The organism is Pseudomonas sp. SWRI51 (assembly GCF_014268825.1).
Taxonomy (GTDB): Bacteria; Pseudomonadota; Gammaproteobacteria; order Pseudomonadales; family Pseudomonadaceae; genus Aquipseudomonas; species Aquipseudomonas farsensis.
On the sequence record NZ_JABWRG010000004.1, the window covers coordinates 111,221 to 134,633 of the forward strand.

Sequence of the window (23,413 nt, forward strand, 5' to 3'; positions counted from 1 at the left end):
GGCGTTGCGCCGCAGCGTCAGACAATCGCTTTGAACTACACATGGAAAGGGGCTGTGAGATGAATGCAACCACGCGTGACAACGGCGGCCTCCGGCAGCGGGACCTCGATGCCCTGGCCAGCGCCGAGCACGCCGACCCGTTCGCCGTGCTCGGCCCGCACCCCGATGGTGCAGGCGGGCTGAACATCCGGGCCTACCTGCCCAACGCCCTGAGTGTGCAAGTGCTGGCCCGCGACGATGGCCGGCCTCTGGCCCAGATGCAGCAGGGCAAGTTGCCCGGGCTTTTCACCGCCCACGTGCAGCAGGCTCATCCCTATCTGCTGCAGATTGCCTGGGCCGGCGGCGAGCAGGTCACCGAAGACCCGTACAGCTTTGGCCCGCAACTGGGTGACATGGACATGCACCTGTTCGCCGAAGGCAACCACCGCGACCTGGCCGGGCGTTTTGGCGCCCAGCCGGTGCAGGTCGACAGTGTCGACGGGGTGTGCTTTTCGGTGTGGGCGCCCAACGCCCGGCGCGTGTCGGTAGTGGGCGACTTCAACAACTGGGACGGCCGCCGCCACCCCATGCGCCTGCGCCATGGCGCCGGGGTGTGGGAGTTGTTCATCCCGCGCCTGGCCGCAGGCGAAACTTACAAATACGAAGTGCTCGGCGCCGAAGGTGTTTTGCCGCTCAAGGCCGACCCACTGGCCCGTGCCACTGAGCTGCCGCCCAGCACCGCCTCCAAGGTAGCCGGCCCGCTGGCGCATGCCTGGCAGGACCAGCAATGGCTTGAGCAGCGCGCCCATCGCCACGCCTACAACGCGCCGCTGTCGATCTACGAGCTGCACGTCGGCTCCTGGCGCTGCGAACTGGACGATGCCGGCGAGGTGGCGCGGTTCTACAACTGGCGCGAACTGGCCGAGCGTCTGGTGCCTTATGTGCAAGAGCTGGGCTTCACCCACATCGAACTGATGCCGATCATGGAGCACCCGTTCGGCGGCTCGTGGGGCTATCAGCCGCTGTCGATGTTCGCGCCCACCTCGCGCTACGGCAGCGCCGAAGACTTTGCCTTCTTCGTCGACGCCTGCCACCAGGGCGGCATTGGTGTGTTGCTGGACTGGGTGCCTGCGCATTTCCCCACCGACGAACATGGCCTGGCACGCTTCGACGGCACTGCGCTGTACGAGTACGACAACCCGCTCGAAGGCTTCCACCAGGACTGGAACACGCTCATCTACAACCTTGGGCGCAACGAGGTGCGCGGTTTTATGCTGGCCTCGGCACTGCATTGGCTCCGGCACTTCCATATCGACGGCCTGCGCGTGGACGCAGTCGCCTCGATGCTGTACCGCGACTACTCGCGCAAGGCCGGTGAGTGGGTGCCTAACCGCCATGGCGGGCGCGAGAACCTCGAGGCCATCGATTTTATCCGCCACCTCAATCAAGTGGCCGCCCACGAGGCCCCAGGCGCGCTGATCATCGCCGAGGAATCCACCGCATGGCCGGGCGTCAGCCAGCCGGTGCAGCAAGGCGGGTTGGGTTTTGCCTACAAATGGAACATGGGCTGGATGCACGACACGCTGCATTACATCCAGAACGACCCGGTGCATCGCAACCATCATCACAACGAGCTGAGCTTCGGGCTGATCTACGCGTATTCCGAGCACTTCATCCTGCCCATCTCCCACGATGAGGTGGTGCACGGCAAGCACTCGCTGATCGACAAGATGCCCGGTGACCGTTGGCAGAAATTCGCCAACCTGCGTGCCTACCTTGCGTTCATGTGGACCCACCCCGGCAAGAAGCTACTGTTCATGGGCTGCGAGTTCGGCCAGTGGCGTGAGTGGAACCATGATCAGCAGTTGGACTGGTACCTGCTGCAGTACCCCGAGCACCAAGGGGTGCAGAAGCTGGTCGGCGACCTCAACCGTTTGTATCGCGAGCTGCCGGCGCTGCACGAGCAGGATTGCCAGCCCCAGGGCTTCCAGTGGCTGATTGGCGATGATGCGCAGAACAGCGTGTATGCCTGGTTGCGTTGGAGCAGCCAGGGTGAGCCGTTGCTGGTGGTCGCCAACTTCACCCCGGTGCCGCGCGAGGGGTATCGCATTGGTGTACCGTTTGGCGAACAGTGGCAGGAGTTGCTCAACAGTGATGCCGAGCTGTATGCCGGCTCCAACGTTGGCAACCTTGGGGCGGTAGCCAGTGATGCGATTGCCAGCCACGGCCAGCCGCTGTCGCTGTCGTTGAACCTGCCGCCGCTGGGGGTTCTGGTGATGAAGCCGGCCTGACGCCCCGGCCTTCACACGTTCACTGTAGGAGCGGCCTTATGTCGCGAAAGGGCTGCGTAGCAGCCCCAGGATCTCTGTCTCACACAAAATCCCGGGGGCTGCTACGCAGCCCTTTCGCGACATAAGGCCGCTCCTACAAGTGCGGCAAGAAGCCGATCGTTCCTACCACCGCATCCTCACCCCCAGGCTGCCAATCAGCCCGTTCAGGTCGTTGTCATCGACATCACTGCTGTAATCGGCGCTGACAAACAGCGCCACATTCGGCGTGACCCGCGCCACCAGCCCCAAGCCCAATTCCACGGTCGCCGCGCTGCGCGAGCTTGAGATCTTGTCCACTTCATCGAGCTTGACCGTGTCGTAGTTGCTGAAGTCGTACCACACGTTGGTGCGCACATAGGGTTCAATCGGCATGCCGCGTACCTCATAACGCGCCGACAGTTTCGCCCCCACCCGGCCGCTCCAGCTCGGCTGGCTGTCAAAGGCCTTCAGTGTCTCCTCCTGTACCTGGCTGCCGGGGAAGAACTGCTGGTTGATCAACTGGGCCTGGGGCTCGATCACCCAGTGGTCGCCCAGACCAATGGGAAAACCGCCTTCCACCGAAAAGGTCATGGCATGCCCGCTGTCATCGACCCGCTGGCCGCCCTCGGAACGGCCATTGACATCGATCCGCGACCCCATGGCCACGGCATCCACGTGCCAGCCCTGGGCATGGGTCATGCTCCAGTACACCCCAAGGCTCTCGCCGCTGAGGTTGACCGCATTGCGCTGCTTGTCACCGAGCAACGGGCGCATGCCATTGAAGCTGCTCTGCAGGTTGTTTTGGCCGACGAAGATCCCGGCCCGGTGCACATTGCCGCCAGCGGTTTCACGCACGAACAGGTCAGGCCCTACCATCATCTGCTGGCTGGGCGCCTCCAGATGCGCCGGCGCCTGGCCACCGGGTTGTGGCGCACTGGGGAAAAACTGCGCCCATTGGCTGGCGATCAGGTCTGGGGCGCTCTGGCCATGGCGCTCGCCCATCCGCTCGCTGAAGGCCGTGAGCATACCCTGGGTCAGGCCGTTGGCATTGAGGGGGTCGAGCGACAGGGTAGGCGTGGCCGGTACATCCAGATACCGGCTGAAGGGCTCGCGTTCCTGCTCATCGAAGGCAAACGTCTGCACCGGTAGCGAAAACAGCAATGATGCACAGAAAACAGCCTCACAACGCCGGGTGTTCGAAGTGTGGGTCATGGCGGATCTCCTGTTTGTCGTGGGGTTGAACAACCACTACCTGGCGTGATGTCACTGAGCTGACGACAAAACAGGAGGCGACAAAGACCAGCGCCCCGGCCTTTCGTGAACACGCGCAAAGACGCGAGCTAGAGGCCCGGAACGTTTTATTACCGTTGTTGGTTCTGTTCAGCTAAGGAGACAGCCGCGCTTGCGTCAAGAAGCTGTGAAATGCGCGTGCACAGCGCGTGAAGGGCGCCAATGTATTGATTGGGAAGGGGATTGGGGGGTGGATATGGGCGTAGGTTATTTCGCCGCTGCTGGCTATGCCGAATCATTGCTAGGGCGCACCGGCGTCCTGCAAAAGACGGGGGCGTTACCGCCCCCGTCTACCGGTCACTCTTCCTCGCGTTGCAGCACCATCAGCAGCACCGAGCGGCCTTGCACCTGGAACTCGGTATCGAATTCCAGGCGCTGAGCCTTGCGCAGCTCCGGTCGGTCGGTATCGATGAGGCAGCTCCAGTACTCGCCCTCTGGCACCTGGGGCAGGGTGAATGGCACCACGTCATGGTAGGCGTTGACGATCAGCAGCATGGTCGCTTCGGCCCCTGGCCGGGCGATACCGCTGACCTGCGCGCGGCCGTCCATGAGCATGCCAAGGCAACGACCATGCGGGTCCTCCCACTGCTCGACGCTCATCTCATTGCCGTCGGGCGCAAGCCAGGTCACGTCCTTGACGCCAATCGCCTCGTTGTAGTCGCCCACCAGGAAGCGTGAGCGGCGCAGGATCGGGTATTTGAGGCGCAGGCGGTTGAGGCGTTTGACGAATGCCAGCAAGTGCTGGCCTTCTTCGTCTATGTCCCAATTCACCCAGCCGATCTCGCTGTCCTGGCAATAGGCGTTGTTGTTGCCGTGCTGGGTGCGGCTGAATTCGTCCCCGGCGACGATCATGGGCGTGCCTTGCGACAGCAGCAAGGTGGCGAAGAAATTGCGCATCTGGCGCATGCGCAAGGCATTGATCGCCTCGTCATCGGTGGGGCCTTCGGCGCCGCAGTTCCACGACAGGTTGTTGTCGGTGCCGTCCTGGTTGTTTTCGTCGTTGTCCTCGTTGTGCTTTTCGTTGTACGACACCAGGTCGCGCAAGGTGAAACCGTCGTGGGCAGTGATGAAGTTGACCGAGGCATAGGGGCGCCGGCCACGGTTGTTGAACAGGTCGCCAGAAGCCGTAATGCGCGCGGCAAAATCGGCAAGCTTGCCCTCATCACCTTTCCAGAAGCTGCGCACGGTGTCGCGGAAGCGGTCGTTCCATTCCGCCCAGCCTGGGGCGAAATTGCCCACCTGGTAACCGCCGGGGCCGCAGTCCCAAGGTTCGGCAATCAGTTTGACCTGGCTCAGCATCGGGTCCTGGCGGCAGGCCACGAGGAAGCCGTGTCGCTCGCTGTAACCATCGTGGTAACGGCCTAGAATGGTCGCCAGGTCGAAGCGGAAACCGTCCACGTGCATCTCGCCGGCCCAATAGCGCAGTGAGTCGGTGACCAGTTGCAGCACGCAGGGGTGGCTCAGGTCCAGGGTGTTGCCGGTGCCGGAATCGTTGATGTAGTAACGCTTGTCGTCGGGCATCAGGCGGTAGTACGAGGCGTTGTCGATACCGCGCATCGACAGGGTCGGGCCGCGCTCGTTGCCTTCGGCGGTGTGGTTGTAGACCACGTCCAGAATCACTTCAAGGCCGGCATCGTGAAGGTGCGCGACCATTTCCTTGAATTCGGCAATCTTGCCACTGGCCAGGTACTTCGGGTGCGGGGCGAAAAACGCAATGCTGTTGTAGCCCCAGTAGTTGTTCAGGCCCTTGTCCAGCAGGTGCTGGTCATTGACGAAGGCGTGGATCGGCAACAGCTCGATGCTCGATACGCCAAGCTCTTTGATGTGCTTGAGCAGTTCGTCGTTGGCCAGCCCTGCGAAGGTGCCACGCAGCTCCTCGGGCACCGCCGGGTGGCGCATGCTGATGCCACGGGTGTGGGCTTCGTAGATGATCGTGCGCTCCCACGGCACCGACACACGTTGGTCGCGGCCCCAGGTAAACGCCGGGTCGATCACCTTGCATTTAGGCACGAATGGCGCGCTGTCGCGTTCATCGAATGACAGGTCGTCATCGGGGTGGCCAATGGTGTAGCCAAATAGCGCTTCGGACCATTTCAACTCGCCAACCAGTTGCTTGGCATAAGGGTCGATCAGCAGCTTGTTGGGGTTGAAACGGTGGCCGTTCTGCGGCTCGTAAGGGCCGTAGACGCGGTAGCCGTACACCAGCCCAGGATGCGCATCGGGCAGGTAGCCGTGGTAGATCTCATCGGTGTACTCCGGCAGTTCGATGCGTTCGAGCTCGTTTTCGCCCGTGGAGTCGAACAGGCACAGTTCGACTTTGGTGGCGTTTGCCGAGAACAGCGCAAAATTGACGCCCAGCCCATCCCAGTTGGCGCCGAGCGGGAAGGGCAGGCCCTCACGAATGCGCGACGGGGCAACGGAGCGGGTTTTCTTGTGGGTACGGGGGTTCATGGCAGGCCTCGTGGAGCCTCGCAACGCGAGCGCAAGGGCTTAACTGAAAGACGTTAGCCGGCGGCGTAACGCTGTTGTTCAAAGTCGCTGGGGCCGCTTTGCGGCCCTTTCGCGACACAAGGCCGCTCCTACAGAAGAGCGCAGCCCCGGGTAGGAGCGGCCTTGTGTCGCGATGGGCTGCATCGCAGCCCCAAGTGGAGTGGTTATCCAGCGGCGGGCTTTTTCGCAGCCCTTGGCTTCTTCGCCGCCACCGGTTTTGCAACCGCTGCCGTGGCCGGTGGCACTTTTGCGTCAGCCTTGGGCTTGGGCGCAGGTTTCTTGCGTGGCGCCGCCTTAGGCGCTAACGATTCCGCCTCGGCCAGTTTGCGCGCCATGGCCCAATGGCGCTCCTCCTGCCCCTCGGGTTTCCCCTCTGACTCCCAGATCTCATAGGCAAATTCGCGAACTCGTTTTTCATCGACACTCATCACGACGCTCCTGAATACAGTTAGGCACGATCAATCAGTACATTGACCGGGAACTCCGCCAGCACGGTGCTCACTTTCAGCTCCCTTGAAGGGCTGACCGCGGTGCTGCCGAAAAGTCCCGAGCAATTGGCAGGCGACAAGGCGAACGGCAATATCAGCCGAGTATCGTCCCAGTTCTGCGCCGGGATCAGTGGGGTGGTGGCTGAGCCCAGCAGTGCGCTGGCCAGCCGCGGTACAACGATGATGGCGCGCTCACCCTCACCCAGGCGGGCGAAGGCCAGCACCTTGTCGGCGTGGCGCCCCTGCACCGTCAAGGGCAGGTACGCGCCGCGTCTGAACAGGTCGGCATGGGCCTGGCGGCAATCCAGCACACCGGCCACGAGGGCCTGCTTGATGCGCCCGTCGCGCCAATGTTGCAGCAGCGTCGGCAGCGGCGCGCTTGCGTTCAGGCTGGCCCGTCTTGCAGCGTAGTCCACCGGGCGGCGGTTGTCCGGGTCGACCAGGCTCAGGTCCCAGTACTCATTGCCTTGGTACAGGTCGGGTACCCCGGGCGTGGTCATGCGCAGCAGGCACTGCACCAAGCCATTGAGTGCGCCGGGGCAGGCGATCTGCTGCGCGGCATCGTGCAGCGACTGGCGCAGTTGCGGCGCATCGCCCAGCAGCAGCCCATCGAGGTAGCTGCTGCAGGCCTGTTCGTAGCGGTCATTGGGCGCTGCCCAGCTGCTACGCAATTTGGCCTCGCGCAGCGCTTTTTGCTGCCACTGGCGCACCCGCTCCGCGTAGCGCTGCAGCCCGGCTTGGTCATCGGGGTGCAAGTCCAGCGGCCAGCTGCCGAGCAGCGTCTGGTACAGCAGCAGCTCATCACCAGGGCTGGGTGCCGGGCCGTCTTCAAGCGCATCGCGCAGTGGCGCTGCCAGTTCGCGCCAATGCTCCACGCGGCTGGCCAGCCACGGCGCACGTTCGCTGAGCACGGCCAGGCGTGCGCGGCAGTCTTCGCCGCGCTTGTGGTCATGGGTTGCGGTCGCCAGCAGGTTGTCGGGGAAGTCACGCAGGCGGCGCTGCGCCTCGTTGCTGAACCAGGCGGGCTCGGCGCTGAAGCGTTCGGCCTCGAAGCCTACGTCATTGCGCGACAGCAGCCGGGCACTGCGGTAGAACGCGGTGTCTTCCACCGCCTTGGCGGCGCTGGGCGCGGTGAGCTGCTGGAAGCGCACGCAGGCATGGCGCAAATGCTTGCGTGGCCGGCCCGGGGGCAGCGCACGCCAGCGTTGGCCGCCCAGCCAGCGTTCCAGGTGCGCAAGCACCGGCCAGTCGGCCTCGCTCAGGGACTGGCGGGCGCCGTCCATGGCCTGCTGGAAGAATTTTTCGTCCTCGGCAGGGCGCCCGCAGGCATTGATGTAGGTGCGGTAGACCGGGTAGTGCTCCACCAACGCTTGCAGTGCCCGGCGGATCGCGCCCAAGGTCAGATCGCGGGTCATCAGGTCGTCGCGTGCCACTTGCAGCAGGGCCAAGGCCACCGACTCGCAATCGCCGGCAAGGCTTGCGTTAAGCACCAGGCGCCGGGCAATACGCACTTCCTCGGTGAACTCAGGGCGCTCGCTGACCGCCTGCCACAACTCGGTCAAGGGCGCTTCACCCGCGGGGTCATGCTGCAGCAGCGAGACCTGGTTCATGAACTCGTAGCCGGTGGTGCCGTCGGTGAGCCAGTCGCGGTGCAGGTGCTCGTCGGCGCCGAGAATCTTCTCGACGAAGATCGGGAAGTGCTCAAGTGCTGCGTGCATCGGGCGTTGGGCCAGCAGGCTGTTCACCCGCCGTCGCAGGTTGCGGCAATAGCGGCGCGGGTCGGCCAGGCCGTCGATGTGGTCGATACGCAGGCCATCGACCAGGCCGCGCTCGATCAGCTCGAACAGCTTGGCGTGGGTGGCCTCGAACACCACCGAGCGCTCCACCCGCAGCCCGCCCAGTTCGTTGATATCGAAAAAACGCCGCCAGTTGATATCGTCAGCGGCGGTGCGCCAGCTTGCCAGGCGGTAGCTCTGGCGTTCGAGCAGCAGGTGCAGGCGCTTGAAGCCGGCCTCGGTCTGGCTGTCGAAAGCCGCCAGCGCCGCCTCCAGGCTGACGCCGCCCTGCACCAGCCGGGCAAGCTCGCGGTGCAGCGGCTCGGCGCCGGCCAGCGGGTCGGCGCTGTTGGCCAGTGCGCTGAATTGCAACGCCAGTGCTTGCAGTTGCGGCTGGTCGGCCTCGCCAAGAATACGGCCGTAGTCCAATGGGCAGATCGGGAAGCGGTGGTCGTAATGGGCCACCTCGAACTGGCCACTTTTGCCATCGAACGTCAGGGGCATTTCGCCGTTTTGCAGGGTTGCGCCGTAGTCGTTGCCCAGAAACGGCAGCAGCAACTGCCCGGCCAGCAGCGGGTCGCTTGAATGCCACTGGATATCGAAGAACTCCGCATAAGGGCTGCGCCGGCCCCAGGCAAGCAAGCTCTGCCACCAGGGGTTGTCGGCGCCGCCTACGGCCATGTGGTTGGACACGGTGTCCAGGATCAGCCCCATGCCGTGCTGGCGCAGCGCGCCAACCAGCCGCTCCAGCGCTGCCTCGCCGCCAAGCTCGGGGTTGACCTGGGTGGGGTCGACCACGTCGTAGCCGTGGCGCGAGCCCGCGCGGGCGGTGAGGATGGGCGAGGCATAGACATGGCTGATGCCCAGTTGGGCGAAGTAGGGCACCAGGGGGGTGGCATCGTCCAAGGTGAAATCGCTGTGCAGTTGCAGGCGCACAGTGGCGGTCAAGGGTTTCATCGGTCACGCTCCCAGGCTTGTTCGCGGGCCTGGGCCAGCAGTTCCAGGCGCCGTATGGCGTCTTCGTTGTCGAGTAGCTCACTGGCCGGCACGGCGAAACGCCGCTGCCAGTTGGGGTGGCCGCTGGTGGTGCCGGGGAGGTTGGGCTGCTCGTCGCAACCCAGCAGGTCTTCCAGCGGCAGCAACACCAGCGGGGCGCGGGTATGGCCGACATAGCGGATAGCGGCGTCGATCAGCGCCGGGTCGCCATCAAGGCGGCCGTAGTTGGCGATCAGCGTGCGGCGCAGGCCCTCGCTTTCCTGCTTGCGCTCATCGCGCCAGTGCATTTCGGTGGGCTGGTCGATCAGTTGCAAGCGGTGATGCCAGTCGATGTCGCGGGCTGTGAGCCAACCGGCCAAAGGCGCCAGGTCGTGGGTGCCGGTGGTGGCCAGGGCGTTGTCCGGCCAGTCGAGCAAGGGTTTGAAGCGCCCTGGCGCGGTTTGCTCGAACGGCAGCACGCGCATGCCCAGCACGGCTTTGTCGGCCAGCCGCTCACGCAGGCCCTCCGGGACCGTGCCGAGGTCTTCGCCAAGGATGATGGCCTGGTGACGGTGCGATTCCAGCGCCAGCAGGCGGAGCAAGTCATCCAGCGGGTATTGCAAGTACGCGCCTTCGCTGGGCTTGGCGCCCCTTGGGATCAGCCACAGCCTGCGCAGGCCCATCACATGGTCGATGCGCAGCCCGCCGGCGTGGGCCAGGTTGGCCCGCAGCATTTCGATGAACGCGCGGTAGCCGTTGCGTTTCAAGCCCTCAGGGGAAAACGCGCAAATGCCCCAGTTCTGCCCGGCGCGGTTGAGGATGTCGGGTGGCGCGCCGACTTGCAGCTCGGCCAGCAGTTCGTCCTGGCGGCTCCAGGCCTGGCTGCCGGCGCCGTCGGCGCCCACGGCAAGGTCGGCGATCAGGCCGATGCGCATACCGTTGCCGCGTGCAGCATCCTGGGCACGTTGCAGGCTGCGCTCGGCAAGCCACTGGCAGAACGCGTGGAATTCGACGCGCGCAGGGTAGCTGTTGGCGATGGCTTCGACTTCCGGGTCGTACGGGTCGCGCCACGCTTGCGGCCACTGGCGCCAGTCGGCACCGATTCCCTCGCTGACCGCTTCTGCCTGCAGCACTTCGAAGCGGCAATGATGTTCCAGATGCTCGCCCGCGTTGGCGCGGAAGCTGTCGAAATCGGCGCGTAGGGGGTGGTCGGTGCTGCTGAACTGCTGGTAAAGCGCTTCGAGCAGCTTCCAGCGCGCTTGTGCCGCCAGCGGCCAATCGACCAAAGGCTCGTGCGCCAACCCCTCAAGCATTTGCTCAAGGCCACACGTCTGGATAGCCTGGCGCACTTCCCGTTCGCCAAACAGCATGGCCGGGCTCGCATAGAGGGCATTGAGCAGCAGGCGGCTGGAAGGTGAATACGGGCTGTAGTGGCTTTGATCGAACGCCGAAAGCGTGTGCATCGGGCTGATCGCCAAGGCATCGGCACCGCGTTCGGCAGCGCTGCGGGCCAGTTCTTCCAACGCCTGACAGTCACCGTAGCCACCATCGCCTGGGCGACGCAGGCTATACAACTGCACCGAAAGCCCCCAGCAGCGTGGGGGCGGCTGCTTGACTACATCTTCGAGCGCGTGACAGCGCGGTGGCGCTACCGCCAAGGTGAAGGTGCGGTTGTCGATGGTCAGGCGGTGATAGCCAACGGGCAGTGTGCCTGGCAGGCGGGCCTCGGCGTCCAGGCTGGTCTGCAGGTTGCTACCGTCCTCAAGCACGCACTGCACTTGGGCTGCGGCGGCAAAGTAATGGTGCAGGGCAAGTGGCTGGCCGCTGTCGGCGGTCAGCAATTGCGGCAGGTGTTGGCTGTCGTTGGCTTGTTCGACTGCGCGCAGGCTTGCGTCAATGGCGGCGTCATCGCCGGCAGGGTGGCCGAGGGCTTCGAGAATATCGCGCAGTACCGCGTCGCTGACCTGCTGCGCACGGTTATTGGCATCGACCCAGTCGCGGGCCAGGCCAACCTGCGCTGCCAGGCGGTGCAGGGGGTGTTCACTCATGGTGACTCCAGTTCGGGGGCAGCAGGCTGACTACGCAGCTGTGCGCGGCCAGTGTCGAGTCGGGGTGGGCGTTGTCGCTGGTGTCGTACAGGCGCAGCGCGCGCGCGGGCAATTGCACCGGCTGCGGCTGCTCATCCAGGTTCAGGTCGATGCGCAGTTGGCGGCCGTCGCCGAGCTGCCAGCGGGCTGTAAGGGCCTTGTTGCCGATGACCTCGCAGCCCAACGCACGGCTGCCTGGCAGGTGTGGGATGACGTGGCGGCGGCGCAGGTCGAGCAGCTGTTGATACAGGCCGTGCCAGCCGGCCAGTACCTCCTTATGGCCAAGCCTTGAACTGGCAAAGGTGCTGGCGGCGTTAGGGTCGGGGATCTGCGCGCGCTTGGCAGGGTCGGCAAAGGCGTCGAAATGGGCGAATTCGCCGCGCCTGCCTTCGCGCACCGCATCGGCCAGTTCGTCGTGGAAGTCAGTGAAGAACAGGAAGGGTTCCCGGCTGCCCTCGTCATCGCCCATGAATAGCAACGGAATCATCGGCGACAGCAGCAACAGTGCACTGGCCGCGCGCAGCGCCTGGGGCGGGCACAGGCGGCTCAGGCGCTCGCCAAAGGCGCGGTTGCCGACCTGGTCGTGGTTCTGCAAGAACAGCACGAAGGCGCTGGGCGGCAGGTGCGCGCTCGGTTCCCCGCGTGGGTTGCCATGGCGGTTGGGTTCGCCCTGGAACACGAAGCCTTCGGCCAGGCAGCGTGCCAGTTGCTCGATGGGGCGGTCCTTGTAGTCGGCGTAGTAACCCTCGGTTTCGCCGGTCAGCAGCACGTGCAGGGCGTTGTGGCCATCGTCGTTCCACTGGGCATCGAAGCCTTGTTCGAGCAGGGCGGCCTGGTTGTGCTCGTTTTCGAGTACCAGCCACACCTGGCGGCCAGGTTCCACCGTGGCGCGCACCCGCTGCGCCAGTTCGACCAGAAAGTCCGGCTGGTCAATGGCGTGCACGGCGTCCAGGCGCAGGCCGTCGCAGCGGTAGTCGCACAGCCACATCAGCGCGTTCTGGATGAAGAATTCACGCACCTCGGCGCGGCGAAAATCAATTGCCGCGCCCCACGGCGTCTGCCGGTCCTCGCGAAAGAACGCACTGGCGTACTGGTGCAGGTAATTGCCGTCGGGGCCGAAGTGGTTGTACACCACGTCCACCATCACCATCAGGCCGTTGCCATGGGCCTCGTCGACCATCTGGCACAGCGCCTCTGGGGTGCCGTAAGTGTGGTGTGGGGCAAACGGCAGTACCCCGTCGTAGCCCCAGTTACGTTCACCAGGGAACTGCCCAAGCGGCATCAGCTCGATGGTGGTGACGCCAACCTGGGCGATGCGCGGCAAGGCCTGACTGATGCCGGCGTAGCCGTCGAGCAAGCCAACGTGCAGCTCCTGGATCACCGCCTCGTGCCAAGGTCGGCCCTGCCAGGCGTGACGCCAGGTATAGGCGTTGGGGTTGATTACCTGGCTGGGGCCATGCACGCCTTGGGGTTGATAGCGCGAGGCCGGGTCGGCAACTTGCAGCTCGCCGTTGATCAGATAGTGGTAAAGGTTGCCCGCCTGGCAGGGGGCAATGCCTGTGAACCAGCCCTCTCCGTCGGGCAACAGCTCGACGGCTGGCTTATCCTGGATTACAACGCTCACGCTGCGCGCATCGGGTGCCCAGAGGGCGAAGCGCGCCGACGTGGCGTCCATTAGCTGTGCGCCATGTCTGTGCATCTTCAAACTCCGCTCAGTAATGGGCCAGTTGGCTTTGCTTGACCAGGTCCTCGTACAGGCGAGCGTAGGGTTCCACCGCCTGGCACCAGTTGAATGGCTGGGTCATCGACAGGCAGCGCATGGCGTTGAGCAGGTCTTTGTTGTCGAACACGTTGAAGGCACGGCTGAGGGCTTCGCGGTAGCTCTGCAGGGTGGAGTCGTTGAACAGAAAACCCGTGACCCCGTTCTCGATGGTGTCGGCCAGCCCACCGGTATTGCGCGCCACCGGCAGCGAGCCGAAGCGCTGGGCGTACATCTGGCTCAGCCCGCAAGGCTCGTAGCGCGATGGCATCAGCAGGAAGTCGGAGCCGGCGAACATGCGCCGGGCGTCGGTTTCGTTGAAGCCAATGCGCACGCCAATGCGCCCTGGGTGACGTAGCGCCAGCTCACGCATGGCCTGTTCTTCTTCCGGCTCACCGCGGCCAATAATCGCGATCTGGCCGCCTTTTTCGACAATATAGTCGGCAACGCCCAAAGTCAGGTCCAGGCCTTTCTGGTAGACCAGCCGCGATACCACGGCAAACAGCGGGCCTTCGGAAGGCTCGAGGCCGAACAATTCACGCACCTGGGTGGCGTTGCGCGCCTTGCCTTCCCAGTCGTTGATGCTGAAGTTGTGGTGCAGGTGCTGGTCAGTGGCCGCATCCCAGCTTTCGTCGATGCCGTTGGGGATACCGCCCAGCAGGCCCTGCTGGGCCTTGCTGGCCAGGAAGCCGTCGAGGCCGCAGCCAAACTCAGGCGTGGTGATTTCGCGGGCGTAAGTAGCGCTCACCGTGGTGATATGGCTGGAGTAAGCGAGCCCGGCCTTGAGAAACGACAACTTGCCGTAGAACTCCATGCCTTCCTGCTGCATGGCGTGTTCGGGGATCGCCAGCTCCGGGCTGCAGCCGCGGGCATACACGCCTTGGTAGGCCAGGTTGTGGATGGTGAACAAGGTTGGGGTGCTCAGGCCACGCCAGTGCATGTAGGCCGGTGCCAGGCCTGCTGGCCAGTCGTGGGCATGCACCAGTTCCGGGCGCCAGTGGGTCATGCCTTCGCCTGCGGCGATTTCGGCCGCGGCCAGGCCCAGGCGGGCGAAGCGGATATGGTTGTCCGGCCAGTCGCGGCCGTTGTTGGCGCCGTAAGGGGTACCTTCGCGCTGGTACAGCTCGGGGCAGATAAGAACGTAGATCACCAGGCCATCGGGCAGGTCCATGCGCCCGATCTTGCACGGTGGCAGTGCTGCGTGGCCACCCAGCTCACCGACGATATGGATCGGGTTGTCGCTGTCCATCACCTGCGGGTACCCCGGGATCAGCACGCGCACGTCGTGCAGGTGGGCCAGGGCGCGGGGCAGGGCAGCGGACACGTCGCCCAGGCCCCCGGTCTTGACCAGGTCGGCGATTTCCGAGGTGACGAACAGGACCTTGCGCTTGTTCGGGTTTTGCTGGCGCTGGGCGCCGGGTGCCTTGACTGCCGGTGCGAGGCTGGCAGGCAGCGGCTCGCGGTTATCCGGTTTGAATGACTCTACGTGAGGCTCGACAGCGGCACTGATCATACTTCTCTCCGTCCCTTGTTCGCGGGTGCTTTACGTTGGCTCGTGGTGACTCTCTCTGTTATCGGTGTTGCGTCTTCGTAGTGCGTTCCTTGCCCCATATTTGTGCGCACAAGCACTGCACGCCTGGCACTCCGGCCAAAGACGTGTGGACTGGTTGGGGTGGGTGGGCCGTGCGCAAGGATGTCCTTTGCATTGGCCTACTTAGTTCCTGACCTGCCCGCATTTCGGAAAGTTCGACTTATTTTCGTCACTTCTGACCGAGCAAGACGCGGGCCGAAATTGCAGTGTAGGAGAGTAAACGCGGAAAAAGTGACCAGCGGGTCATGTTTGTGCTGACCGCTGGTCTGCGCAAACGTTGGCGGGGCAGGAGAGCGCTACGGGGGAGGTGCAATGGTGATAAGTGTGCTTGGCCCACACTGGGCTGCGTAGCAGCCCGGGGGCCATCCCTTCCAAAACGATGCCGGAAAAGATGGTTTGGCTTATGTCTGAATCAACCCTGCGGTTGCAGCGAGGAGTGGTGCTGGCTGATCAGCCAGCGCTGGCCATCCCAGCGGTAGGTAAAGGTATAACGTGCTGCGACTTTTTGGCCGGTGGCAGCAAACTCGAAGGTATAAAGGCCAGCGGCGGTGGCCTCGTTGCAGCCGGTTTGCACTTCGTGGGTATCGAGCTTGCCGCTAGGGCCGTCGCGCAGGAATTTCTCGAAGTAAGCCAGACGGTCAACGTGGGTCAGTCGCGGGACCGGCGAGAGCGTGGGCAGCAGCACCGCGTCCTTGCTGTAAAGTTGGGCGACCTGTGCGGGGTCGCCGCTTAGCAGGCCGGCGTTCCACTGGTCGAACAGCACGAGCATTTCTGCGGCGCTGCTGGTTCGGCATTGCGAAAGGCTGGCCTGGGCGTGCAAGGCAGGGGCTGAAAGCAGGGCGAGGGTGATGGCAAGTGTTGCGCGTTTCATCGAAGGGGCCTGTGGCGACGCAGGTGCCGGGGTGGCCCTGCAAGGCGGCTCACTCTAGGAGCACTACCACAGGCGTCGTATAAGAAAAGGCCTTAAACGCTGTCAGATTTGCCTGCACTGCTTGTCTGATTCAACAGCAGATTCAATTGCGCGAGTTGCTGGCGCAACTGGTCGCGTTCGTCTTTCAATTGGCGCAGTTCGTCACGACGAATAGTGACGTAGAGGGTCTGGGTGGGGGTGGATGGCATCAGAGTACCCATGAGTACACCTCGCATTCTGGCTGGTGACAATTGAAAGCGTAGTCGCTTTATGCGGGCGCATTCTGAATTCTTTCCACATTGATTGGAACTTTTTTGTTTATGGTGGTCGCGCCGTTCGTCGGTGAACCCTCGGGCGGCGCGCTGGACTAATCTGAAATGCTTCAACGATGTCATCCATTTTTACCGGGAGTCGCCACATGCAACTGGGAATCGTCGGGCTGGGCCGCATGGGCGGCAATATCGCAAGGCGGCTGATGCGCGCCGGCCACCGCACCGTGGTGCATGATCGCAGCCGCGAGGCGGTCACGGTACTTGAGGGCGAAGGTGCCCAAGGCGCCCACGACCTCGGTGCGCTGGTCCAGAAGCTCAAGGCGCCGCGCGCGGTGTGGGTGATGCTGCCGGCAGGCGAGGCCACCGAACAGACCATCGCGCAACTGGCCGACCTGCTCGAGCCTGGGGATGCCATCATCGATGGCGGCAACACCTTCTATAAGGACGACATGCGCCGCGCTACCGAACTTGCCCAGCGTGGCCTGCATTACCTCGATGTCGGCACCTCGGGCGGGGTATGGGGCCTGGATCGCGGCTATTGCATGATGATCGGCGGCGACAAACCGGTGTTCGAACGCCTGGAACCATTGTTCAGGGCGCTGGCGCCGGGTGTTGGCGACATTCCACGTACCCAAGGTCTCAGCGGTGAACACCAGCGCGCCGAACATGGCTACATTCATGCCGGCCCGCCAGGAGCCGGGCATTACGTGAAAATGGTCCACAACGGCATCGAGTACGGCCTGATGCAAGCCTACGCCGAAGGCTTCGACCTGCTGCGCAGCAAAGGCGGCCCTGAGTTGCCGCCAGAGCAGCGTTTTGATTTGAACGTCGCCGAAATTGCCGAAGTATGGCGGCGCGGCAGCGTGGTCACCTCGTGGCTGCTCGACCTCACCGCCGATGCGTTGGTGGCCGACCCGCAACTGGCGGCGTTCAGTGGCTCGGTGTCCGACAGTGGCGAAGGCCGTTGGACCATCGATGCTGCCGTCGAGCAGGCGGTGCCGGTGCCGGTGCTGTCCAGCGCCTTGTTTGCGCGCTTCCGTTCGCGCCAGCAGCAAGGCACCTTCGGTGACAAGGTGCTGTCCGCCATGCGCCTGGGCTTCGGTGGTCATGTGGAGAAAAAAGGCCAATGACCGAAAAGAAGATACCGGCTGCACCGCCTTGCACGCTGTTTCTGTTCGGCGCCAACGGCGACTTGGTCAAGCGCCTGCTGATGCCGGCGCTATACAACTTGAGCCGCGACGGCTTGCTCGACCGCAATCTGCGAATTATCGGCGTTGACCACAACCCCGCCACGGCTGAAGAATTTGCCCAGCGCCTGCATGCCTTCATGCAAACCCGCGACAAAGGCGGTGAGGGCGCGCCCAAGTCGTTGGACGATAAAATCTGGGCCCGGTTGGCCAAGCGCCTGGACTACCAGACCGGCGATTTCCTCGACCCTGCAACCTATCAAGCCTTGGCCAAGCGGATCGACAAGACCAGCCACGGCAATGCCATTTTCTACCTGGCGACCTCGCCACGCTTCTTCCCTGAAGTGGCCCAGCGCCTTGGTGAGGCAGGCCTTCTGGACGAGACCGCTGGCGGCTTTCGCAGGGTGGTGGTGGAAAAGCCATTCGGCACCGACCTGGCCAGCGCCGAGGCGCTCAATGCCTGCCTGTTGAAGGTGATGAACGAGCGGCAGATCTACCGCATCGACCACTACCTGGGTAAGGAAACCGTGCAGAACATCCTCGTCAGCCGTTTCTCCAACGGCCTGTTCGAGTCATTCTGGAACAACCACTACATCGACCACGTACAAATCACCGCTGCCGAAACCGTCGGCGTCGAAACGCGCGGGGCGTTTTACGACAACACCGGCGCCCTGCGTGACATGGTGCCGAACCACCTGTTCCAACTGCTGGCGATGGTGGCCATGGAACCGCCTGCAGCATTCGGCGCCGATGCTGTGCGTGGCGAGAAAGCCAAGGTCATTGGTGCCATCCGCCCTTGGTCAAACAAGATGGCCCTGAAAAACTCGGTGCGCGGCCAGTACCTCAGCGCCAAGCAGGGCCGCAAGAAGCTCGCCGGCTACCGCGATGAGCCCAATGTCGCACCCGACAGCCAGACCGAAACCTATGTGGCGCTCAAGGTGATGATCGACAACTGGCGCTGGGCTGGGGTGCCGTTTTACCTGCGTACCGGCAAGCGCATGAGTGTGCGCGACACCGAAATCGCCATCTGTTTCAAGCCGGCGCCCTATGCGCAGTTCCGCGAAAGCGAGCTGGAGCGGCCCAAGCCCAACTACCTGAAAATTCAGATCCAGCCCAACGAGGGCATGTGGTTCGACCTGCAGGCCAAGCGCCCCGGCCCTGAACTGGTGATGGAGAACGTCGAGTTGGGCTTTGCCTACAAGGACTTCTTCAAGATGACCCCGGCAACCGGTTACGAAACCTTGATCTACGACTGCCTGACCGGCGATCAGACCCTGTTCCAGCGCGCCGACAACATCGAGAACGGCTGGCGCGCCGTGCAGCCGTTTCTGGATGCCTGGGCCAGTGGTGCAGGCGAGGTGCATGGTTATGCCGCAGGCGAAGATGGCCCCGAAGCCGGCAACGAGCTGCTGAGCCGCGACAAGCGCGAGTGGCACAAGCTGAGCTGACCAGGTGGGGCGGCAGAGCACGGACGCATAAAGCCGTGCTTAGCTGCAAAAGCTGCTTCAAGCGGAACGACTGCGCCACCCCTGGCATCCAACCCTGCAAACCCGCTAACGCGCAGGAGCCCGGATGCCAGCCCCTATCGAAGACTACGCCCTTATCGGCAACTGCCGCAGCGCCGCCCTGGTCAGCCGCGACGGCGCCATCGACTGGCTGTGCCTGCCGCGTTTCGATGCCCCCGCAGTGTTCGCCGCCTTGCTGGGCAACGAAGACAACGGCCGCTGGCGCATCGCCCCAAGCGACGGCATCGAGCAGTGCACGCGCCGCTACGTTGGCGACACGTTGGTCCTGGAAACCACGTGGGTCACCGCAACTGGCCGTGCCCGGGTGCTGGACTGTATGCCGGTGGGCGAGAGCAACGCAGTGCTGCGTGTGGTCGAAGGGCTGGCCGGAGAAACCGCATTCGAGATGGACCTGGTGATGCGTTTCGACTACGGCCGCAGTGTGCCGTGGGTTGAAAAAATCGACCCGCTGACCCTGAGTGCGGTTGCCGGCCCCGACCGGCTGATCTTGCGCAGCACCTGCGCCACCCACGGCCAGGACCATCACAGCGTGGCCCGTTTTCGCGTGGCTGCAGGTGAGCGCCAGGTGTTCAGCCTGTGCCACCAGGCCTCGCACCTGCCGGTGCAGCCAGGCTGCGACGCCGACCATGACCTTGAACAGACCCTCGAACACTGGCAAGCCTTCGCCGACCGCTGCCCGAATGTCGGCCCCTACACGGCCTTGGTGCGGCGCTCGCTGATCACCTTGAAAGCGATGACCTATGGGCCCACCGGCGGCATGGTCGCGGCTGTCACCACCTCGCTGCCCGAGCGCTTGGGCGGTGAGCGCAACTGGGATTACCGCTACTGCTGGCTGCGCGATGCCACCATGACCCTGCTGGCGTTGATGAACCTGGGGTACTTCGACGAAGCCCAAGCGTGGCGCGAATGGCTGCTGCGCTCGGTGGCCGGCAACCCCGAGCAGATGCAGATCATGTATGGCCTGGGGGGCGAGCGGGACCTCACCGAGTTCACCTTGCCCTGGCTTGCCGGCTATGAACATTCACAACCGGTGCGCGTCGGCAACGCTGCGGCCGATCAGCGCCAGCTGGATATCTACGGCGAGTTGGCCGACGCCATGGCCCAGGCGATCAAGGGCGGCCTGCCGCGCCATCCGCGCAGCGCCGCCATTGCCCGGGCCATCCTGCCGTACCTGGAGCGCATCTGGCGCGACCCGGATGAAGGCATCTGGGAGGTGCGCGGCCCGCGCCAGCATTTTGTGCATTCCAAGGTCATGGCCTGGGTAGCCTTCGACCGCTCGGCGAGCCTTGCCGAAACCACGGAAGAGGGCCGCGAGCGCGCTGCGCACTACCGCCACGTGGCGGACCAGATCCACCGCGAAGTGTGCGAGCACGGGCTTGACACCGGTGGCGACTATTTTGTCCAGGCCTACGGTTCCAGCGATATGGACGCAAGCCTGCTGCAGATCGCCCTGACCGGCTTCCTGCCGGCCAGCGACCCGCGCTTTTTGCGCACCCTTGAGCAGATTGAATAGCGCCTGCTGCGCAATGGCCTGCTGCTGCGCTACGACAGTGACACCTGCACCGATGGCCTGACGGCGGGCGAGGGCACGTTCCTGGTCTGCTCGTTCTGGCTTGCCGACGTCTATGTGCTGCTGGGCCGCCACGCCCAAGCCCAGGCGTTGTACGAGTCATTGACCGGGCTCTGCAATGACGTCGGCTTGCTGGCCGAGCAGTACGACCCGGCCGGCCAGCGCATGCTGGGTAACTTCCCCCAGGCGTTCAGCCATATCGGCATTATCAACACCGCGCTCAACCTGCACCGGGCGCAGTGCCCGGTGCGTGACAGGGTCCGGAATAATTGAGTTAGCTAGAAACGTTATCTACGCAATAAAAGTGTTCTCGTAATACGTGAGACGTCGATAGTATGAACTACTTTGTATTGCTTTTTTTGTGATTTAGCAATTGCGGACAAATCGAATTCATAATCTCTGAAAGCGATCATTTTTTCTCTTAGTGGAAGACCGTATATTATTTGGTGTGCTTCCTTAAGGAAGTCGGAGGTCACGACCTTGCCTTCCAGATAAGATGTTAAATCATGAATCTGGAATTTCTTTTTTTTCCAACAGCGTAAGACATATCGATTTGAGATTATTTCTCCTGTTTTTAAGAAGTTTATAATTTCATTCGCGTGAAAGACCCTAACTCCATCTTGCTCAAGTCCACAAAGAGCTCGGTTAGCATTGATGATTCCGTAGTGTATTTTTTTTATTCGTTCGGGTTTTTCACCTAAATTGGTTAAAAATTGTTTAAGGATGTTGTTGTTTTTGAATTTCTTTCTAAATTTTTCTATCTGTATAAACCCTTTTGTTAGATGGGCGTGAGTGTTGCGAAGCTCGTAGTCGTTCACCGGATGATAAGGGTTCTTGCATTCGAAGAAAAACAAGTGATCGCCTTTGATGGCGACTATGTCTGCTTCATCTTGTCCGAATTTGAAATCGGTATGAACGTTAAAGCCTCTGGTGCGAAATGCATTCGCCACACCGTCTGTCATTAAGTCACGTTCGTGTGTGATTGCAAGGTGGGTTCTTTCGGAAATGGCGATTGATCTGACAAGGTTGGAGTGTGAAAAGATAGTAGGGAGAACTAAGTGGCTGCTCTCAATTTTGATGATGGGCTGGTATTGCAAGTCTACGAAGTGGGTGGCTTGCTCTGGATTGGCGGAAAGTCGTTCAATCAGCCTCCTGCATTCGTCATGTGGTTTGTTCGATATGTTGTGAATTATATCCTCAAGTATTCCGCATTCAAATATTGGAAGAATTGAGCGCCTCCTAATGATGTCCGCGTTTTTGATGTTGCTTGCTTTCATGTCTAGGTAGGCTTTGTTGTAAATAAAGCTGATGTAGTGAAAAAATCTTTGAATTTTAAAAATTTCAACTGGAGTGAATGTTTCGAATATGGGGGTCGTAGCTAGTGAATGATTGTAATTTTCCTCAGAGAGAGCTGTGAGTTGTATGATTTCTTCTTTGAATAGTTGGTCGCGGGAGAATAAATTTAAGCGAGATCCGTGCTCAAGAATCAGTGTTGTTACTGTAATTCTGCTTACTGGTGATTCACGAATTTTATAGAGAATACTATCTGACTTGTCATCGATTTTCCATACATTCTCGAGAAAGTCTTTATAAGACTGAGACTTAACGTTCATTGATCCGTTTAGGTTTTGAGAGTCGTGCCTGAGTAAGGTTTTTGTGTAGCCGTAGCTTTTAGCAATTTCAAACTCCTGATTGGTTATGGAAATTATTTTTCTTGTTTTGTCAATCGCGGCGATATACTTGAAGTAGTCGACTCTGATTTCAGCTTCGTTGTATTCTAAGATTTTAAATGCGTCATAAAAAAGTCGTAAATAGTAATCTTCGCTTGTGCTTTCATCGATATGGTTGTTGTTTTTGATATTGGGCGGTGGTGCGCACTCAAAAGTGTAGTGAGTCAGCAGTGAAGCGCAGGATGTAAGTGATTCTTTGTTGTCTGTGAAGATGCGATCAATGTGGCTTTGAGGTCTATCCCCTCTAGTGAATGTCGGCAGGTCGCAGAATTTTGATTCGGCAATCGCTAAAATGCTTTTTAAAAAAAATCGCCGGGATTGTATGGCCGTAATAAGTTTTGCTTTTATGCTTGCGACGTCGGGTGCGGCAGTTAAGAGGCCTGCGACGCTGCTTAGGTATATTCTATCTTCTTGGGTTATATGCTCTGAATGCGATGCGAACGTAAGGATTTTTTTTAGCAAGCTTGTGCGGTAATTGTATTTCGATGCTCGAAATAATCCTTGTTTCTTGCATGATTCAATAACGTTGTCAAAGTTGGTGAAGAAGATGTAGAACGCTACGTAATGGGACTTCTTGTAGTTGTGCGCTTGTATGGCTAAGGTCAGTTTTTCGATTGCTTCTGAAAGTAATAGTTGCCGCTTGGTCTTGTTTGTAGGGAATTTATCTTTAAGTTCTTGTAGTAACTTGTTATGTTGGTCCAGGCTTAGTGTGCTATTGTCAAGTTTGAGTATAATTTCGAGGTGGCTTTCAATCATTTAAGATCTCGATTTGATTGGTAGCTGGTGTGCTATTGGCGAGGCAGCCCAAGTGTGCGGATGCTAGCATGGAAACGAAAAGTGATTTGAAGTAATCGTTTCATTGTCGGCGTATTCGAGATAGGTTCTGTGTCTCTTGTTAACTACGGTCATGATAAGTTCTCATTCATTTGAATAGTGTGGCGACCTGCTTCTGCCTCTACATGTTCAAGTGAATATTTTGTCGACCTCCTGCTCCCCTCGCCATGATGCGAGTCATATTTGCAGCCCCGCAGCTCTCTAACAAGGATCAACCCAATGCCCTCGATTCCTCCCGACGGCCTGCCAAGCTACCGCTTGATAACCGGCAAGGATGATGCGAATTTCTGCCGGCGCATCAGCGAACAGCTTGCGCTGGGCTATCAGTTGTATGGCTCGCCCAGTGTCACTTTCGACGCGACGCTTGGCCATGTGATTGCCGCCCAAGCGCTGATCTGGCCGCGCGACTGATCATTGATCAGACTCGCTCGATCGACGCTTGTGAGGACGTGGAGCCGGGCTTGCAACGTGATGAGGCCAGCAAGCCGAGCTGAGTTGGCCGATCTGACGCTATCGCGGGTCAAGCCCACGGAATGTGGCTTGTCGCTATATCGGTGCCGTTTGACGCGGTCAGTGTAGGAGCGGCCTTGTGTCGCGATGGGCTGCGAAGCAGCCCCAGCGATTCTGGTGGGTGCACAGAT

14 protein-coding genes and 1 pseudogene are annotated in these 23,413 nt (G+C 61.4%); 5 read left to right on the plus strand and 10 right to left on the minus strand.

Going from position 1 to position 23,413, the window contains the following annotated elements; genetic code table 11:
- The first annotated feature begins 59 nt into the window (after window positions 1-59).
- Window positions 60-2,270, plus strand: a complete 2,211-nt coding sequence (glgB, locus tag HU720_RS02900; protein WP_186517092.1) for a 1,4-alpha-glucan branching protein GlgB — start codon at window positions 60-62, stop codon at window positions 2,268-2,270.
- Between the two features lie 162 nt (window positions 2,271-2,432).
- Here the strand turns inward: glgB and HU720_RS02905 are convergent, their stop codons facing one another.
- The 9 genes from HU720_RS02905 to HU720_RS02945 all read right to left on the minus strand — a co-directional run bounded on the left by HU720_RS02905 (window position 2,433) and on the right by HU720_RS02945 (window position 15,874).
- Complete coding sequence (locus HU720_RS02905) at window positions 2,433-3,500, minus strand: autotransporter outer membrane beta-barrel domain-containing protein (RefSeq protein WP_186517094.1); 1,068 nt, start codon at window positions 3,498-3,500, stop codon at window positions 2,433-2,435.
- Window positions 3,501-3,875: 375 nt separating this feature from the next.
- The gene (gene glgX / locus HU720_RS02910) at window positions 3,876-6,029 is read right to left on the minus strand and encodes a glycogen debranching protein GlgX (RefSeq protein WP_186517095.1); all 2,154 of its coding nucleotides are present in this window, start codon (window positions 6,027-6,029) and stop codon (window positions 3,876-3,878) included.
- Window positions 6,030-6,232: 203 nt separating this feature from the next.
- Window positions 6,233-6,499: a DUF2934 domain-containing protein gene (locus HU720_RS02915; RefSeq protein ID WP_186517096.1), complete on the minus strand. Its 267-nt coding sequence runs from the start codon at window positions 6,497-6,499 to the stop codon at window positions 6,233-6,235.
- 17 nt (window positions 6,500-6,516) lie between these two features.
- On the minus strand, window positions 6,517-9,288 hold the full coding sequence (locus HU720_RS02920) for a malto-oligosyltrehalose synthase (protein WP_186517097.1): 2,772 nt from the start codon (window positions 9,286-9,288) through the stop codon (window positions 6,517-6,519).
- Complete coding sequence (gene malQ, locus HU720_RS02925; RefSeq protein ID WP_186517098.1) at window positions 9,285-11,354, minus strand: 4-alpha-glucanotransferase; 2,070 nt, start codon at window positions 11,352-11,354, stop codon at window positions 9,285-9,287. The genes HU720_RS02920 and malQ overlap by 4 nt, the downstream gene beginning before the upstream one ends.
- Window positions 11,347-13,092, minus strand: a complete 1,746-nt coding sequence (gene treZ, locus HU720_RS02930; RefSeq protein ID WP_186517099.1) for a malto-oligosyltrehalose trehalohydrolase — start codon at window positions 13,090-13,092, stop codon at window positions 11,347-11,349. Before treZ ends, malQ begins: the two co-directional genes overlap by 8 nt.
- A 13-nt stretch (window positions 13,093-13,105) precedes the next feature.
- Window positions 13,106-14,665: a glycogen synthase GlgA gene (gene glgA, locus HU720_RS02935; RefSeq protein WP_186517100.1), complete on the minus strand. Its 1,560-nt coding sequence runs from the start codon at window positions 14,663-14,665 to the stop codon at window positions 13,106-13,108.
- A gap of 490 nt (window positions 14,666-15,155) precedes the next feature.
- The gene (locus tag HU720_RS02940; protein WP_186517101.1) at window positions 15,156-15,614 is read right to left on the minus strand and encodes a DUF4440 domain-containing protein; all 459 of its coding nucleotides are present in this window, start codon (window positions 15,612-15,614) and stop codon (window positions 15,156-15,158) included.
- Window positions 15,615-15,706: 92 nt separating this feature from the next.
- Window positions 15,707-15,874, minus strand: a complete 168-nt coding sequence (locus tag HU720_RS02945; RefSeq protein ID WP_186517102.1) for a DUF6026 family protein — start codon at window positions 15,872-15,874, stop codon at window positions 15,707-15,709.
- A 197-nt stretch (window positions 15,875-16,071) separates the two neighbouring features.
- On the opposite strand from HU720_RS02945, the gene gnd reads away from it, so the two are divergent.
- The 3 genes and pseudogenes from gnd to HU720_RS02960 all read left to right on the plus strand — a co-directional run bounded on the left by gnd (window position 16,072) and on the right by HU720_RS02960 (window position 20,481).
- Entirely contained in the window at window positions 16,072-17,055 is a 984-nt protein-coding gene (gene gnd / locus HU720_RS02950; RefSeq protein ID WP_186517104.1) for a phosphogluconate dehydrogenase (NAD(+)-dependent, decarboxylating), read from the plus strand.
- Window positions 17,052-18,560 (plus strand): glucose-6-phosphate dehydrogenase, encoded by a 1,509-nt coding sequence (gene zwf / locus HU720_RS02955; protein WP_186517106.1) that lies wholly within the window; start codon window positions 17,052-17,054, stop codon window positions 18,558-18,560. The genes gnd and zwf overlap by 4 nt, the downstream gene beginning before the upstream one ends.
- Window positions 18,561-18,684: 124 nt before the next feature.
- Window positions 18,685-20,481 (plus strand): annotated as a pseudogene (locus tag HU720_RS02960) (glycoside hydrolase family 15 protein).
- 14 nt (window positions 20,482-20,495) lie between these two features.
- Here HU720_RS02960 and HU720_RS02965 read toward each other — a convergent pair.
- Window positions 20,496-22,694, minus strand: coding sequence for a hypothetical protein (locus HU720_RS02965; RefSeq protein WP_186517108.1), 2,199 nt, complete (start codon window positions 22,692-22,694; stop codon window positions 20,496-20,498).
- A gap of 297 nt (window positions 22,695-22,991) precedes the next feature.
- Here HU720_RS02965 and HU720_RS02970 point away from each other — a divergent pair, with 297 nt between their 5' ends.
- Window positions 22,992-23,183 (plus strand): DUF1737 domain-containing protein, encoded by a 192-nt coding sequence (locus HU720_RS02970; RefSeq protein WP_186517110.1) that lies wholly within the window; start codon window positions 22,992-22,994, stop codon window positions 23,181-23,183.
- Window positions 23,184-23,413: the final 230 nt, after the last annotated feature.

Coding starts and splice junctions, on each gene's coding strand:
- malQ (WP_186517098.1), bottom strand. CDS start 11,354: ATGAGTGAACACCCCCTGCACCGCCTGGCAGCGCAGGTTGGCCTGGCC.
- HU720_RS02920 (WP_186517097.1), bottom strand. CDS start 9,288: ATGAAACCCTTGACCGCCACTGTGCGCCTGCAACTGCACAGCGATTTC.
- glgA (WP_186517100.1), bottom strand. CDS start 14,665: ATGATCAGTGCCGCTGTCGAGCCTCACGTAGAGTCATTCAAACCGGAT.
- HU720_RS02970 (WP_186517110.1), top strand. CDS start 22,992: ATGCCCTCGATTCCTCCCGACGGCCTGCCAAGCTACCGCTTGATAACC.
- HU720_RS02945 (WP_186517102.1), bottom strand. CDS start 15,874: ATGGGTACTCTGATGCCATCCACCCCCACCCAGACCCTCTACGTCACT.
- gnd (WP_186517104.1), top strand. CDS start 16,072: ATGCAACTGGGAATCGTCGGGCTGGGCCGCATGGGCGGCAATATCGCA.
- HU720_RS02940 (WP_186517101.1), bottom strand. CDS start 15,614: ATGAAACGCGCAACACTTGCCATCACCCTCGCCCTGCTTTCAGCCCCT.
- zwf (WP_186517106.1), top strand. CDS start 17,052: ATGACCGAAAAGAAGATACCGGCTGCACCGCCTTGCACGCTGTTTCTG.
- glgX (WP_186517095.1), bottom strand. CDS start 6,029: ATGAACCCCCGTACCCACAAGAAAACCCGCTCCGTTGCCCCGTCGCGC.
- HU720_RS02965 (WP_186517108.1), bottom strand. CDS start 22,694: ATGATTGAAAGCCACCTCGAAATTATACTCAAACTTGACAATAGCACA.
- glgB (WP_186517092.1), top strand. CDS start 60: ATGAATGCAACCACGCGTGACAACGGCGGCCTCCGGCAGCGGGACCTC.
- HU720_RS02905 (WP_186517094.1), bottom strand. CDS start 3,500: ATGACCCACACTTCGAACACCCGGCGTTGTGAGGCTGTTTTCTGTGCA.
- treZ (WP_186517099.1), bottom strand. CDS start 13,092: ATGCACAGACATGGCGCACAGCTAATGGACGCCACGTCGGCGCGCTTC.